At 70.3% G+C, this 14,670-nt stretch carries 16 protein-coding genes and 1 pseudogene; 13 read left to right on the top strand and 4 right to left on the bottom strand.

Going from position 1 to position 14,670, the window contains the following annotated elements:
* Positions 1-5 precede the first annotated feature (5 nt).
* On the top strand, positions 6-821 hold the full coding sequence (locus tag ACFYO2_RS40945) for an inositol monophosphatase family protein (protein WP_388360139.1): 816 nt from the start codon (positions 6-8) through the stop codon (positions 819-821).
* Positions 822-1,194: 373 nt separating this feature from the next.
* Here the strand turns inward: ACFYO2_RS40945 and ACFYO2_RS40940 are convergent, their stop codons facing one another.
* A complete protein-coding gene (locus tag ACFYO2_RS40940) occupies positions 1,195-1,368 on the bottom strand; it encodes a hypothetical protein (RefSeq protein ID WP_388360137.1) in 174 nt (57 codons plus the stop codon).
* Between the two features lie 417 nt (positions 1,369-1,785).
* On the opposite strand from ACFYO2_RS40940, the gene ACFYO2_RS40935 reads away from it, so the two are divergent.
* The 4 genes from ACFYO2_RS40935 (at position 1,786) to ACFYO2_RS40920 (ending at position 5,347) form a co-directional block, all read left to right on the top strand.
* The gene (locus ACFYO2_RS40935) at positions 1,786-2,439 is read left to right on the top strand and encodes a response regulator transcription factor (RefSeq protein WP_007385219.1); all 654 of its coding nucleotides are present in this window, start codon (positions 1,786-1,788) and stop codon (positions 2,437-2,439) included.
* 6 nt (positions 2,440-2,445) lie between these two features.
* Positions 2,446-3,681, top strand: a complete 1,236-nt coding sequence (locus ACFYO2_RS40930) for a sensor histidine kinase (protein WP_388360134.1) — start codon at positions 2,446-2,448, stop codon at positions 3,679-3,681.
* Between the two features lie 405 nt (positions 3,682-4,086).
* On the top strand, positions 4,087-4,383 hold the full coding sequence (locus ACFYO2_RS40925) for a DUF4193 domain-containing protein (RefSeq protein WP_005481602.1): 297 nt from the start codon (positions 4,087-4,089) through the stop codon (positions 4,381-4,383).
* A gap of 13 nt (positions 4,384-4,396) precedes the next feature.
* Positions 4,397-5,347, top strand: a complete 951-nt coding sequence (locus tag ACFYO2_RS40920) for a hypothetical protein (RefSeq protein ID WP_388360131.1) — start codon at positions 4,397-4,399, stop codon at positions 5,345-5,347.
* Between the two features lie 43 nt (positions 5,348-5,390).
* Here ACFYO2_RS40920 and ACFYO2_RS40915 read toward each other — a convergent pair whose 3' ends face one another.
* Positions 5,391-5,852 (bottom strand): DUF3093 domain-containing protein, encoded by a 462-nt coding sequence (locus ACFYO2_RS40915; protein WP_388360128.1) that lies wholly within the window; start codon positions 5,850-5,852, stop codon positions 5,391-5,393.
* Between the two features lie 113 nt (positions 5,853-5,965).
* Between ACFYO2_RS40915 and ACFYO2_RS40910 the strand changes: the two genes are divergently transcribed.
* The 8 genes and pseudogenes from ACFYO2_RS40910 (at position 5,966) to ACFYO2_RS40875 (ending at position 12,985) form a co-directional block, all read left to right on the top strand.
* Positions 5,966-6,550: a PaaI family thioesterase gene (locus ACFYO2_RS40910; protein ID WP_388360125.1), complete on the top strand. Its 585-nt coding sequence runs from the start codon at positions 5,966-5,968 to the stop codon at positions 6,548-6,550.
* Positions 6,547-7,107 carry a dUTP diphosphatase gene (dut, locus tag ACFYO2_RS40905; protein ID WP_388360124.1) on the top strand — a complete coding sequence of 187 codons (561 nt, stop codon included), beginning with the start codon at positions 6,547-6,549 and terminating at the stop codon, positions 7,105-7,107. Before ACFYO2_RS40910 ends, dut begins: the two co-directional genes overlap by 4 nt.
* Position 7,108: 1 nt before the next feature.
* Complete coding sequence (locus ACFYO2_RS40900) at positions 7,109-7,882, top strand: DUF3710 domain-containing protein (protein WP_388360121.1); 774 nt, start codon at positions 7,109-7,111, stop codon at positions 7,880-7,882.
* Between the two features lie 69 nt (positions 7,883-7,951).
* Positions 7,952-8,230, top strand: a pseudogene (locus ACFYO2_RS40895) (ATP-binding cassette domain-containing protein); the annotation flags it as partial.
* 135 nt (positions 8,231-8,365) lie between these two features.
* The gene (locus ACFYO2_RS40890) at positions 8,366-11,005 is read left to right on the top strand and encodes an ATP-binding protein (protein ID WP_388360119.1); all 2,640 of its coding nucleotides are present in this window, start codon (positions 8,366-8,368) and stop codon (positions 11,003-11,005) included.
* The gene (locus ACFYO2_RS40885) at positions 11,002-11,685 is read left to right on the top strand and encodes a response regulator (RefSeq protein WP_388360117.1); all 684 of its coding nucleotides are present in this window, start codon (positions 11,002-11,004) and stop codon (positions 11,683-11,685) included. Before ACFYO2_RS40890 ends, ACFYO2_RS40885 begins: the two co-directional genes overlap by 4 nt.
* Positions 11,686-11,815: 130 nt before the next feature.
* The gene (locus tag ACFYO2_RS40880; RefSeq protein ID WP_388360114.1) at positions 11,816-12,214 is read left to right on the top strand and encodes an OB-fold nucleic acid binding domain-containing protein; all 399 of its coding nucleotides are present in this window, start codon (positions 11,816-11,818) and stop codon (positions 12,212-12,214) included.
* 3 nt (positions 12,215-12,217) lie between these two features.
* A complete protein-coding gene (locus ACFYO2_RS40875; protein ID WP_388360112.1) occupies positions 12,218-12,985 on the top strand; it encodes a DUF3159 domain-containing protein in 768 nt (255 codons plus the stop codon).
* 70 nt (positions 12,986-13,055) lie between these two features.
* Here the strand turns inward: ACFYO2_RS40875 and ACFYO2_RS40870 are convergent, their stop codons facing one another.
* Complete coding sequence (locus ACFYO2_RS40870; protein WP_388360109.1) at positions 13,056-13,733, bottom strand: potassium channel family protein; 678 nt, start codon at positions 13,731-13,733, stop codon at positions 13,056-13,058.
* Positions 13,733-14,404 (bottom strand): potassium channel family protein, encoded by a 672-nt coding sequence (locus ACFYO2_RS40865; RefSeq protein ID WP_388360107.1) that lies wholly within the window; start codon positions 14,402-14,404, stop codon positions 13,733-13,735. Before ACFYO2_RS40865 ends, ACFYO2_RS40870 begins: the two co-directional genes overlap by 1 nt.
* Positions 14,405-14,670 lie beyond the last annotated feature (266 nt).

The raw sequence follows: 14,670 nt of genomic DNA, 5'->3' as shown, positions 1-14,670 counted from the left end.
ACCCCGTGACCGACCCCCTGCACGCGGAACTGCTGAAGCTGGCACAGGAGGCCGCCCGCCGCGCCGGTGCGCTGCTGCGGGACGGCCGCCCGGCCGACCTGGCGGTCGCCGCCACCAAGTCGAGCCCCATCGACGTGGTCACCGAGATGGACATCGCGGCGGAGAAGCTGATCACGGACCTGATCTCCGAGCACCGCCCGCACGACGGCTTCCTCGGCGAGGAGGGCGCCGCAACCGAGGGCACCAGCGGCGTCCGCTGGGTGATCGACCCGCTCGACGGCACGGTCAACTACCTGTACGGACTGCCCACTTGGGCCGTCTCCATCGCCGCCGAGCAGGACGGCGAGACCGTTGTCGGGGTCGTCGCGGCTCCGACGCGCGGCGAGACGTACCACTCGGTACGCGGCGGCGGGGCCTGGGCGACCGGCGCCTGGGACGGCGAACGCAAGCTCGCCTGCCGCCCCGCGCCGCCCCTGGAGCAGGCTCTGGTCTCGACGGGCTTCAACTACGTCACCGACGTCCGCGTCCACCAGGCCGAGGTCGCCCGCAAGCTCATCCCGCTGCTGCGCGACATCCGACGCGGGGGCTCGGCCGCCGTCGACCTGTGCGACCTCGCCGCCGGCCGCCTCGACGGCTACTACGAACGCGGCCTGCACCCCTGGGACCTCGCCGCAGGCGACCTGATCGCCCGAGAGGCAGGCGCGCTGACCGGTGGTCGCCCCGGAGAGCGCCCCGCACACGGTCTGACGGTCGCGGCCACCCCGGGGGTCTTCGAGCCCCTCCAGCGCCTCTTGGAGGACTTCGGCGCCTGGCACGACTGAACAATGGCTCGTTCGCCTGCGGGGCGCCTCAGCCGGGGGGGGGGGGGGGGGGGGGGGGGGGGGGGGGGGGGGGGGGGGGGGGGGGGGGGCGCGGCCCGCCGGCCCCCCCCCCCCCCCGCCCCCCCCCCCCCCCCCCCCCCCCCCCCCCCCCCCCCCCCCCCCCCCCCCCCGCGCCCCTACGGCTCTCTCGCGGCCGGCGCGTGGGGACAGTCGGCCTTGGTGGGCCCTGACCGTCGGTCTGCCTCGGTGCTGACCGTCTGCCTGTGTGGGCGCTGACCGTCGGGTCTGGGTGCGCCCCGTGGGCGAACTCGCGCAGCAACGAACCCCCGGCGCTGGATTCGCCGGGGGTTCGTCGCTGTGCGCTGCGAGCTCGTCAGACGCTGGTCGCGCCGACTTCCACACCGTGTTCGGCGGCGAGGCGGCGCAGGTCGTCGAGTTCGGCCTGTTCCACCTCGACGAGGAAGTCGTCGCCCTCGTCGCGAGCCCGCGTCAGGTCGGACTCGGTCGCCCTTATGCGCTGCCGAAGTCCTGCGGTGAATGCGTCCATGCTGCGCCCCCTCGTCCTGGGTCGTGGGTCGATGGCACGGGGGTGTGCCGTTCGGAAGGGGCGATCACGTCTCCAGTAGGTGCCCAGCGCTGCCCGGTGCTGGGCGGCGACGGTGCCGGACACCCACGCCCACTCTGCGGAAAGCGGATCGCGGCGTGCCACATGGTGGTGCGGCACATGCAGAGCGTGATCGCGGGGTGTAAAGCCGTCCTCCCCCCGCTCCCTTCCACGGAAACCTCAACCCGTCGGGAAAATCTCGCATTCCCCGGTCTCATACCTGTCCTTCGGACTGCGCTCACCCGCCTTACCGCCGACTTATGACCGAAAAGGGCAGGATGGACGTCAACACACTCACCAAGCCCCCTGCCCGCGTGCCTGAGAAGCGCTACGCGGGTGGACACAGGAAGGACAAGCGACGTGCGCGTACTCGTCGTCGAGGACGAGCAGCTGCTCGCCGATGCGGTGGCCACCGGACTGCGCCGGGAGGCCATGGCCGTCGACGTCGTGTACGACGGTGCGGCCGCCCTGGAACGCATCGGCGTGAACGACTACGACGTGGTCGTCCTCGACCGTGACCTCCCTCTCGTGCACGGCGACGACGTCTGCCGCAAGATCGTCGAACTCGGTATGCCCACCCGCGTGCTGATGCTGACGGCGTCCGGCGACGTCAGTGACCGTGTCGAGGGCCTGGAGATCGGCGCCGACGACTATCTGCCCAAGCCCTTCGCGTTCAGCGAGCTGACGGCACGCGTGCGTGCCCTCGGCCGGCGCACCAGCGTGCCCCTGCCGCCCGTCCTGGAGCGCGCCGGGATCAAGCTCGACCCGAACCGCCGCGAGGTCTTCCGCGACGGCAAGGAAGTCCAGCTGGCGCCCAAGGAGTTCGCCGTGCTGGAGGTGCTGATGCGCAGCGAGGGCGCGGTCGTCTCGGCCGAGCAACTCCTGGAGAAGGCGTGGGACGAGAACACCGACCCGTTCACCAACGTCGTGCGGGTGACCGTCATGACCCTGCGCCGCAAGCTCGGCGAGCCGCCCGTCATCGTGACCGTCCCCGGCTCCGGCTACCGGATCTGATCGGCCGTGGCCGCTACCCCGGCGCCGCCCCAGGCGCCCCCGAAGCCCACCTGGGACCCCCGGAGGCCGGAGCCGCCCTTCCCATGGCTGCGCCCGACCATCCGGATAAGGCTCACGCTGCTGTACGGCGGCATGTTCCTGATCGCCGGCATCCTGCTGCTGTCGATCATCTACCTGCTCGCCGCCAACGCGCTGAACGTGGGCAGTGACCTGCCCTTCAAGGTCGTTTCCGGCCAGGTGTCCAGCGACAACTGCAGCATCGGCTCCAGCACGCTGCCGGCGGCCGAGCTCAACCACGCGCTGAACGAATGCGTCAACGAACAGCGCCAGCACGCCCTGGACAACCTGCTCAGCCGCTCCCTGCTGGCCCTGCTCGGTCTCGCCGTGATCGCCTTCGCCTTCGGCTATGCCATGGCGGGCCGGGTCCTGTCGCCGCTCGGCCGGATCACCCGCACCGCGCGCGCGGTGGCGGGCTCGGACCTCTCCCGCCGGATCGAGCTGGACGGCCCGGACGACGAGCTGAAGGAGCTGGCGGACACCTTCGACGAGATGCTGGAGCGGCTGCAGCGCGCCTTCACGGCCCAGCAGCGCTTCGTCGGCAACGCCTCGCACGAACTGAGGACACCGCTCGCGATCAACCGCACGCTTCTCGAGGTGCATCTGTCCGATCCGAACGCGCCGGTGGAGCTGCAGCAGCTCGGCAAGACACTGCTGGCCACCAACGAGCGCAGTGAGCAGCTCGTCGAGGGACTGCTGCTGCTGGCCCGCAGCGACAACCAGATCGTCGAGCGCAAGCCGGTCGACCTCGCCGAGGTGGCCGAGCAGGCGATCGACCAGGTGCACGGTGAGGCGGAGGCCAAGGGCGTGGTGATCCGCGGGGAGCAGAAGCCCGCGGTCGTCCAGGGCAACGGCGTGCTGCTGGAGCGGATCGCCCTGAACCTTCTGCAGAACGCCGTGCGGTACAACGTGTCCGAGGGAGGCTGGGTCGAGGTGACCACGGAGGTCCAGCACGGCCAGGCGGTGCTCGTCGTGTCCAACACGGGCCCGATGGTGCCGGCGTACGAGATCGACAACCTCTTCGAGCCGTTCCGGCGGCTGCGTACGGAGCGCACGGGCAGCGACAAGGGCGTCGGACTCGGTCTGTCCATCGTCCGGTCCGTGGCCCGGGCGCACGGCGGCCACATCTCGGCCCAGCCGCGCGAGGGAGGTGGACTCGTGATGCGGGTGACCCTTCCCGTCTGAGATCATGGCCCCCGCACTTGATCCGACACGCGGTGATGTTCGCTTTGCGCGGAATTTTCTGGGCACCTTCCGGACAACTCCGTGTGTGATCGATCACATGGGCGAATTTCCGGCCATCCACTCTCCGTGATCATGCACCCTGTCGGAAAGCCGGGAAAGTCCGGGTTTTCAGGGGTCCTGATCACGGGAAGTACACGGTGGGACGCCTTTGAAGTGCGGTATCCGGACCGTGTACGGTCCCGATCGCCATCCAAGCCGATCACTCATGAAGAGTCCGGTTGGGTGTCGATTGAGTAACAGACCTTGATGTGAGGCAAAATCTCCGCCTCAGGTCGGGCACAAGTCCGGCCTCTCACGCGTTACGTGCGCTGGAGACACCGCAGACACCCAGAGGGGGAGAGCGACATGGCAACCGACTACGACACCCCACGCAAGACCGACGACGACGTCGACTCGGACAGCCTTGAAGAACTGAAGGCTCGCCGGAACGACAAGTCGACCTCCGCAGTGGACGTCGACGAGTTCGAGGCCGCCGAAGGCCTCGAACTGCCCGGCGCGGACCTCTCGAACGAAGAGCTGGCCGTCCGGGTGCTGCCCAAGCAGCAGGACGAGTTCACTTGCATGAGCTGCTTCCTGGTGCACCACCGCAGCCAGCTGGCCCGCGAGAAGAACGGTCAGCCGATCTGCCGCGACTGCGACTGAGGGCGGGTCGGCCGTGACTGGCTCGACCCCACCTCGGAAGCGCCGCTTCCACCTACCGGGAGCGGACCAGGAGCCGTCCGAAGGACGGCTCGGCGCGCGTGACGACGAGCGGGGCTCATCCGAACAGGGATCGGCCTCGCTCGAACCGGCGGCAGGCCGGGCCGACCTCCCGGCGCCGGCCGAGACCCCGGCGCCGGCCGAGACCCCGGCGCCCGTCGCCGGGCGACGGGCCGCGGTGATCCGGGACAAGGCCCGGGAAGGCGTCCGCAAGGGCGGCAGCCGGGCCAGGGCGGGTCTGGCGTACCTCGCCGACCGGATCATCGACAACGCCCCGCGGATCCCCGTACGGGACCTCGAGACGCTACGCAGACAGTTCCCCGGGCTGGGGCCCGAGGAGCTCGCCGACAAGCTCGTGGCGGGTGCTTCCAGCGCCACCGCCACTGTCGGGGCGGGCATCGGAGCGGCGGCCATGCTGCCCGTGCCGCCCGCCATGCCGACGGAACTGGCCGCCGAGATCACCGGGGTCGCCGCGATCGAGCTCAAGCTGATCGCCGAACTCCACGAGGTCTACGGAGTGCGGCCGCCCGGCAATCTCAAGCAGCGCAGCACCGCGTATCTCGATTCCTGGTCGGGAGAGCGCGGCGTCGACATGTCCAAGCCGTCCACCGTGAGTACGGCGCTCAACAGCCCTATGAAGCGTCAGCTGCGGCAGCAGATCATGAAGCGCATGGTGCGTGACCTGCCGAATCTGATGCCGTTCATGATCGGCGCGGCCGTGGGAGCGGTCATGAACCGCCGGGACACGAGAAAACTCGCGGAGCGGATCCGGGCGGATCTACGGAAGATCCAGGTGCCTTGGAGCGCGCTTCCCGAACTGCCCCCGCTTGAGTCCCCCGAGAATCCGATCGAAATGGGAGACATTCCGAAGGGACTCGGGCTCGGTCACAAGGAAATCGAGCCCTGACGAATTTTTTGCGTGGCGGAGAAAGAGATTTTGAACCGCCTTGTCAGGCGGCCGCGCGTGCCGACTTCAGTGCCTCCGCCAGCCGCTCCGGCTCACGCGTCGACAGATACAGGTACGGCGTCGGGTCGGCCGGGTCCGTGACGTCCACGCGCAGCGCGGTGGGGATGTAGGCGCGCAGCAGCAGGAACGCGCGGGTGTCGGCCTTGTACGTGCGCCAGGCGCGCGCTTCCTCCGGGTCCAGGACCTCTGCCTCACCCAGGGCCGACACGGGGATCTTCGCCTCGCCCGCGATCAGGAAACCGCCCACGACCCGGATCCGCGGCGAACCGTACGAACTGGCCACGACCGCCGCCCCGGCCGTCCCGCCGACCAGGCCGCCGAGCAGCGGCAACGTGCCGAAGGGCAGCAGGATCAACGCCATCGAGACCCCGACGAGCAAGGAGATCAGCCACCAGGAGCGGGGTGCGGTGAGGCGTTCTTCGTACGGGGCCGCGGAGAGCTGCATGACGCCAAGCTTGGCACGGTGTCGGGAACGGCCGACTGGCAGGGGGAGTCGGCGCGCAGCGCTGTCAGGCAGGGGGGCGGTGGGTGACGGGCGGGCGGGTAAGGTCTGCGGCTGTGAGTGGTACTGCCGCGGCTCTCAAGCCTCCCGCCGACGCCGTGAAACCGGTGCGTCATCCTGACGCTCCCGCGCCCGGGGAGCTTCTCGGGCCGCACTATGAACAGTGCTTCGGCTGCGGCGACGAGCAGCCGCACGGGCTGCACCTTCAGGCACGGGCCGGCGAGGGTGTCACCATCACGGCCGAGTTCACCGTGCAGCCCGCCCATCAGGGGGCTCCGGGCCTCGCACACGGCGGAGTGCTCACCTCCGCCCTCGACGAGAGCCTCGGCTCGCTGAACTGGCTGCTGCGGACGATCGCGGTGACCGGGCGGCTGGAGACGGACTTCGTGCGGCCGGTGCCGGTCGGCACGACACTGCACCTGGCGGCCGAGGTGACGGCGGTGGCCGGACGGAAGATCTACTCGACCGCCACCGGACGCATCGGCGGCCCCGACGGGCCGGTCGCCGTCCGCGCCGACGCCCTCTTCGTCGAGGTGAAGGTCGACCACTTCGTCGAGAACGGCCGCCCGGAGGAGATCCTGGCGGCCATGAACGACCCGGACCAGGTCCGGCGTGCCCGTGCCTTCGAGGTGAACCCGTGAGTCGTGACCCCGTGAACGTGCTGATCCGCCGCGTTGATCCCGACGTACCGCTTCCGGCGTACGCACATCCCGGTGACGCGGGAGCCGATCTGCGCACCACCGAGAGCCGTGAACTGAAGCCGGGCGAGCGGGCCGTGCTGCCCACGGGAGTGTCTGTGGCGCTGCCGGAGGGGTACGCGGCCTTCGTGCACCCACGATCCGGCCTGGCTGCCCGCTGCGGTGTCGCTCTCGTGAATGCCCCGGGGACGGTTGATGCCGGGTACCGTGGGGAGATCAAGGTGATCGTGGTGAATCTCGACCCGCGCGAATCCGTGCGGTTCGAGCGCTTCGACCGGATTGCCCAACTGGTCGTCCAGCAGGTCGAGAAGGTCCGCTTCCAAGAGGTCGCGGAGCTTCCCGGGTCGGCTCGGGCCGAGGGGGGCTTCGGGTCCACCGGCGGCCATGCGGCTGTGGGCGGCTCGAGCAGCACGAACAGCGCAAGCGGTCAGGCCGCCTACGGCGGCGCAACGGGTGGGAATCGATACGCTTCGGTCGTATCCGACCGGGAAGGACAGTGACGTGTTCGGACGTCGCAAGAAGAAGGGTGCCGCCGAGGACGCGGCCGGCGAGCCCGGGCAGGTCGTCGACGGTGTCGACACTGAGGCGGACGACAAGGTCGAGGACGAGGGCGGACGCCCGCGTGTGAGGCTGGAGCCGGAGCCGCGGCCCGACGGGCCGTGGGACGACTCCGAGGTGCGTGACCCGGCCGAGGGCCGGGTGGACCTGGGCGGTCTGCTCGTGCCCGGCGTCGACGGCATGGAGCTGCGGGTCGAGGTCGCGGGCGACGCGATCGTCGCGGCGACTGTCGTCCTGCGGGACAGCGCCATCCAGTTGCAGGCCTTCGCCGCCCCCAAGCGCGAGGGCATCTGGGGCGAGGTGCGCGAGGAGATCGCGTCGGGCATCACCCAGCAGGGCGGGATCGTCGACGAGGTCGAGGGTCCGCTGGGCTGGGAGCTGCGCGCCCAGGTGCCGGTACAGCTGCCGGACGGCACGGGCGGCTACCAGGTGGTGCGGTTCGTCGGTGTGGACGGCCCCCGCTGGTTCCTGCGCGGTGTCATCTCGGGCCAGGGCGCGGTACAGCCGCAGGCAGCGGGCCTGCTGGAGCAGATCTTCCGGGACACGGTCGTGGTCCGCGGCGAGGGCCCGATGGCGCCCCGCGACCCGATCGTCCTCAAGCTGCCGAACGACGCGCAGATGGTGCCCGAGGGCGTCCAGCAGGACGACGGGACCTCCCGCTTCTCCGGCGGCATGGGCCAGTTGCAGCGTGGACCGGAGATCACCGAGGTCCGCTAGACAGACACCGAAAGGGCCGCATCCCGCTGGGGTGCGGCTCTTTGTCCGGAGTCGGGCGAACTGCGGCCGCTCCACGACCACGCCGCGCAGCGGCCGGGCGAGCTGTCCGGCGGTCAGCAGGAGCGGGTCGCCATCGCCCGCGCCCTCGCCAACGGCCCCTCGCTCCTCGTCGCCGACGAGCCGACCGGCCGGCTGGACGCGGAGACCGGTCAGCCGTGATGGAGCTGCTGTGTGCCGCCGTACGCAGTGAGCAGGTCACCGCGCTCGTCGCCACGCACGACGCGGAACCTGCTGGAACTGGCGGACCGGGTGCTGGAGCTGAGCGACGGGGAGATCGTCGAGACGTGACGGCCTCGTGCTGTCTCCGGCGCGTCAGAGTTGCGTCAAAGAGGCCCCACGGACCGCGCCCGACCCCATTTGTCGCGATTATTGGCCGTAAGGTCGACGCTGCGCAGGCAGCGGTGACCGGAAGACAGTGAGGCCATGGGACGCGGCAAGCTTCGGATCCACCTCGGTGCGGCACCGGGCGTCGGCAAGACGTACGCGATGCTGTCCGAGGCGCACCGGCGCGTCGAGCGCGGCACGGACTGCGTGGTGGCCTTCGTGGAGCACCATGACCGGCCGCGCACCGAGGTGCTGCTGGACGGCCTGGAGCAGGTGCCGCGCCGGGAACTGGAGTACCGGGGCGGCGTGTTCACGGAGATGGACGTCGATGCCGTGCTCCTCAGGGCCCCCGCCGTCGCCCTGGTGGACGAACTGGCCCACACCAACGTCCCCGGCTCCCGGAACGCCAAGCGTTGGCAGGACGTGGAGGAGCTGCTGGCGGCCGGGATCAATGTGGTCTCGACGGTCGACATCCAGCATCTGGAGTCGCTGGGCGACGTGGTCGAGGCGATCACGGGGGTGCGGCAGCGGGAGACGGTGCCGGACGAGATGGTGCGCCGCGCGGACCAGATCGAGCTGGTCGACATGTCGCCACAGGCGCTGCGGCGGCGGATGGCGCACGGCAACATCTACCAGCCCGACAAGGTGGACGCGGCCCTCTCGAACTACTTCCGGCCCGGCAACCTGACCGCGCTGCGGGAGCTCGCGCTGCTGTGGGTGGCCGACCGGGTGGACGAGTACCTCAAGCAGTACCGCAGCGATCACCGGGTGTCGAAGATCTGGGGGTCGCGGGAGCGGATCGTGGTCGGACTGACCGGCGGCCCGGAGGGGCGGACGCTGATCCGCCGGGCGGCGCGGCTGGCGGAGAAGGGCGCCGGGGGTGAGGTGCTGGCGGTCTACATAGCCCGCAGTGATGGACTGACCTCGGCTTCCCCGAAGGAACTGGCCGTGCAGCGGACGCTGGTCGAGGACCTGGGCGGCACCTTCCACCACGTGGTGGGCGACGACATACCGGTCGCGTTGCTGGACTTCGCGCGCGGGGTGAACGCCACCCAGATCGTCCTCGGCTCCTCGCGCCGCAAGACCTGGCAGTACGTCTTCGGCCCCGGTGTCGGTACGACCGTGGCCCGGGAGTCGGGGCCCGACCTCGACGTGCACATCGTCACCCACGAGGAGGTCGCCAAGGGGCGCGGCCTGCCGGTGGCCCGGGGCGCGCGGCTCGGCCGGGCCCGGATCATCTGGGGCTGGCTGGTCGGCGTGTCCGGCCCGGTGATCATGGCGGTCCTGCTCGGCACCGTCCACCTCGGCCTCGCCAACGACATGCTGCTGTTCCTGACCATGGTGGTCGCAGCGGCCCTGCTCGGCGGGCTGCTGCCCGCGCTGGCCTCGGCCGCGGTGGGCTCCCTGCTGCTGAACTACTTCTACACACCGCCCCTGCACCACTGGACCATCGCCGACCCGAAGAACATCGTCGCCATCGCGATATTCGTCGGCGTCGGTGTGTCGGTGGCGTCCGTCGTCGACCTGGCGGCCCGCCGCACCCACCAGGCCGCCCGGCTGCGGGCCGAGTCGGAGATCCTGTCCTTCCTCGCGGGCAACGTGCTGCGCGGCGAGACCGGCCTGGAGGAGCTCCTGGAGCGGGTCCGCGAGACCTTCGGCATGGACTCGGCCGCCCTGTTGGAACGGAAGAGCGACGTCGACCCGTGGACCTGCGCGGGCCGGGTCGGCCTCGGACGGCCCGTGGAACGGCCCGAGGACGCGGACGTCGACATGCCGGTCGGGGACCACATGGCACTCGCGATGACCGGCCGGGTACTGCCCGCCGAGGACCGCCGGGTACTGGCCGCCTTCGCCGCCCAGGCCGCCGTGGTGCTGGACCGGCGGCGCCTCCAGGAGGAGGCCGACCAGGCCCGCGCACTCGCCGAGGGCAACCGGATCCGCACCGCGCTGCTGGCCGCCGTCAGCCATGACCTCCGTACGCCACTGGCCGGGATCAAGGCGGCCGTCTCGTCGCTGCGGTCCGACGACGTGGCATGGTCCGAGGAGGACCGGGCGGAGCTCTTGGCCGGCATCGAGGAGGGCGCCGACCGGCTCGACCATCTGGTGGGGAACCTCCTCGACATGTCCCGGCTGCAGACCGGCACGGTCACCCCGCTGATCCGGGAGATCGACCTCGACGAGGTGGTGCCGGTGGCGCTCGGCGGGGTGCCAGAGGGCAGCGCCGACCTGGACATCCCGGAGACGCTGCCCATCGTGGCCGTGGACCCCGGGCTGCTGGAGCGGTCGGTGGCCAACCTGGTCGAGAACGCCGTCAAGTACAGCCCGGCCGGCAAGGCCGTCCTGGTGTCCGCCAGCGCGATCGCGGACCGGGTGGAGGTGCGGGTGGTCGACCGGGGGCCCGGCGTCCCCGACGAGGCCAAGGAACGCATCTTCGAGCCCTTCCAGCGCTACGGCGACGCCCCGCGCGGCGCCGGCGTCGGCCTCGGACTCGCGGTCGCCCGCGGTTTCGCCGAGGCGATGGGCGGCACCCTCAACGCCGAGGACACACCCGGCGGCGGCCTCACCATGGTCCTCACGCTTCGGGCGGCGGCAGGATCGGGCCCCGAGCGGCCGCTTCACTCCGAGGAGCTTCTTCACCCCGGACGACCCGGAGCCCGCCCCGAAGCCCGATTTGAACGACACGAACGACCGGAACGACCTGAACGACCTGAAGTACGACCCGAAAGGCAGGTCACATGACCCGGGTGCTGGTGATCGAGGACGAGCCGCAGATCGTGCGCGCCCTCGAGATCAACCTCAGGGCGCGCAAGTACGAGGTCGACTCGGCGCACGACGGTGCCACCGCCCTCGAACTCGCCGCCGCCCGCCACCCGGACGTGGTGGTCCTCGACCTGGGCCTGCCCGACATGGACGGCGTCGAGGTGATCAAGGGGCTGCGCGGCTGGACCCGCGTGCCGATCCTGGTGCTGTCCGCCCGGCACTCCTCCGACGAGAAGGTCGAGGCACTGGACGCCGGCGCCGACGACTACGTCACCAAGCCCTTCGGCATGGACGAGCTGCTCGCCCGGCTGCGCGCCGCCGTCCGCCGCGCGGAACCGACCGGGGGCGGCGAGGACGACGTGCTGGTGGAGACCGACGAGTTCACCGTCGACCTGGCCGCGAAGAAGGTCCAGCGACACGGGAAGGACGTACGGCTGACACCCACGGAGTGGCATCTGCTGGAGGTCCTGGTGCGCAACAGCGGCCGCCTGGTCAGCCAGAAGCAACTGCTCCAGGAGGTGTGGGGGCCGTCCTACGGGACGGAGACGAACTACCTGCGGGTCTACATGGCCCAGCTGAGGCGCAAGCTGGAGGCGGACCCTTCGCATCCGAAACACTTCATCACTGAGCCAGGGATGGGCTATCGGTTCGAGAAGTGAGCTGAGGGGCGGCCGGGGGTCCGGGAGTCGTCCCAGGGGGACGCAGCATGACGGAGCCTGGCACGGGGGCCGGTTCGAGCGCGGGCACCGGGGGTACGTAGCTGTCGGTGGGCCCCGGTACGCTTCAGATATGAGTGCTGTTCCTCGTTCCGAGAAGCCGGTCGGCCGGTTCAGGCGCATGCTGGACCGGCTGTCCTCGTCGCAGGAGGAGCTGGAGTCCGAGGAGCTGCGGGAGGACACCGCGACCGCCGGCTGCACGCGCATCGGTGACTGTCACGACCGCCAGGTCGTCACTGTTACTGGTACCTTGCGCACGGTCACCCTGCGCCCGCGCGCGGGAGTCCCGGCCCTGGAGGCCGAGCTGTTCGACGGCTCCGCCGCGCTGGAAGTGGTGTGGCTCGGCAGGCGCTCCATCGTGGGGATAGAGCCGGGCCGCAAGCTGATCGCATCGGGCCGGATCTCGATGAGCCGGGGCCGCCGGGTGCTGTTCAACCCGAAATACGAACTGAGACCCCTCGGACGGGAGTAGCCGGTGACGTCGCTCGACAAGCCGACCCAAGACACCGAAGTCACTGAGCAGCCGGACGCCCGGGCGGTGACCGAGGCCGCGCTCTTCGAAGCCTTCGGCGGCGTGCGCGGCATGGTCGAGACCGTCCTGCCCGGCCTCCTGTTCGTCACGATCTACACGATCAACAAGGACCTGCACCTGTCGGCGATCGCGGCCCTCGGTGTGTCCCTGCTGCTGGTCGTGGTCCGTCTGGTGATGCGGGACACCGTCAAGCACGCCTTCAGCGGCGTCTTCGGCGTCGCCTTCGGTGTCGTCTTCGCGATGATGACCGGCAACGCCAAGGACTTCTACCTCCCCGGCATGCTCTACACGCTGGGCCTGGGCCTCGCCTACATCATCACGACCCTCTGCGGCGTCCCGCTGATCGGCCTGATCCTCGGCCCGGTCTTCAAGGAGAACCTCTCCTGGCGCACCCGCAACCCGGGCCGCAAGAAGGCGTACGCCAAGGCCAGCTGGGCCTGGGGCCTGATCCTGCTCGCCAAGTGCGCGATCCTCTTCCCGCTGTACTGGTGGGCCAACACCGCCCAGCTGGGCTGGGTCCTGGTAGCCCTGAAGATCCCGCCGTTCCTGCTGGCCGTCTATCTGACGTGGGTGTTCCTGGCGAAGGCGCCGGCTCCCATCGACGTCTTCGCCGAGATGGAGGCGCAGGAGCGCGCGGAGAAGGAACGGCAGGCGGGACTGGCGCAGGAGCACGACGAGTCGACCGCGGGCCGCCACCGCCGAGAGGCGTAGCCGCCGGTACGACGACGAAGGGCGCCCCGAGTGTTCGGGGCGCCCTTTCTCGTCGCCATCCTCGTGGGGATCAGCTCACCGTGTCGTCCCGGCGTACCGACAGCAGGTCCTCCAGCTGCTCCTCACGGGCCGGGGCGGCCACGAAGAGGAGCTCGTCGCCCGCCTCCAGGGAGTCCTCCTGGGACGGGGTCAGGACGCGGGTGCCGCGGATGATCGTCACCAGGGACGTGTCCTCGGGCCACTCGACGTCACTGACCTGGGTGCCGGCCAGGGCCGACTCCTCGGGCAGGGTCAGTTCGACGAGGTTGGCGTCGCCGTGGCTGAAGCGGAGCAGACGGACCAGGTCGCCGACGCTCACCGCCTCCTCGACCAGGGCCGACATCAGACGCGGAGTGGAGACGGCGACGTCCACGCCCCAGGACTCGTTGAACAGCCACTCGTTCTTCGGGTTGTTCACCCGGGCGACGACACGCGGAACGCCGTACTCCGTCTTCGCCAGCAGCGAGACGACCAGGTTGACCTTGTCGTCACCGGTCGCGGCGATCACGACGTTGCAGCGCTGGAGCGCCGCCTCGTCAAGGGACGTGATCTCACAGGCGTCGGCCAGCAGCCACTCCGCCTGCGGGACGCGCTCGACCGAGATGGCCGTCGGCGCCTTGTCGACGAGGAGAACCTCGTGGCCGTTCTCCAGCAGTTCGCCCGCGATCGAGCGGCCGACCGCGCCGGCACCGGCAATGGCGACCCTCATCAGTGACCGCCCTCCTCTTCGGGACCCTTGGCGAACGCCGCCTCGACCTTGTCGACCTCGTCGGTCCGCATCATCACGTGCACCAGATCGCCCTCCTGCAAGACCGTCTGCGAGGAGGGCAGGATCGCCTCGCCGAGCCGGGTCAGGAACGCCACACGCACCCCGGTCTCCTCTTGGAGACGGCTGATCCGCTGGCCCACCCACGACGTGGCGGTGTGCACCTCGGCGAGCTGCACACCGCCGGTGGGGTCGCGCCACAGCGGCTCGGCGCCCGACGGCAGCAGGCGACGCAGCATCTGGTCGGCCGTCCAGCGGACGGTTGCCACGGTCGGGATGCCCAGACGCTGGTAGACCTCGGCACGGCGGGGGTCGTAGATACGGGCCGCGACGTTCTCGATGCCGAACATCTCGCGGGCGACGCGCGCGGCGATGATGTTCGAGTTGTCCCCGCTGGAGACCGCGGCGAAGGCGCCGGCCTCCTCGATGCCCGCCTCGCGCAGGGTGTCCTGGTCGAAGCCGACGCCGGTGACCCGGCGGCCGCCGAATCCGGAGCCCAGCCGGCGGAAGGCGGTGGGGTCCTGGTCGATCACGGCGACCGTGTGCCCCTGCTGCTCCAGGGTCTGGGCGAGAGCGGAACCCACTCGCCCGCAGCCCATGATGACGATGTGCACTGAAGCCCTACCCCGCAGTCCTGGTCATCCCGATGACCTGCGAAAACACCCTGATCACTCTTCTCTCTCAGTCTGCCGGGCAACGACGGGCAACAGCATCCGGCGTTGCCCGAGCACGAGCTTATGCCGCAACTCCGTCCATGCCCTCATCCACGGAGGGCGAGGGTTTCGTCAGCGTGCGTTGAAGTATTTGGCTTCGGGGTGGTGGATGACGATGGCGTCGGTGGACTGTTCGGGGTGGAGTTGGAATTCCTCGGAGAGGTGGA

The organism is Streptomyces sp. NPDC006602 (assembly GCF_042870385.1).
Lineage (GTDB): Bacteria > Actinomycetota > Actinomycetes > Streptomycetales > Streptomycetaceae > Streptomyces.
This window is presented reverse-complemented; position numbering and strand designations above follow the sequence as displayed.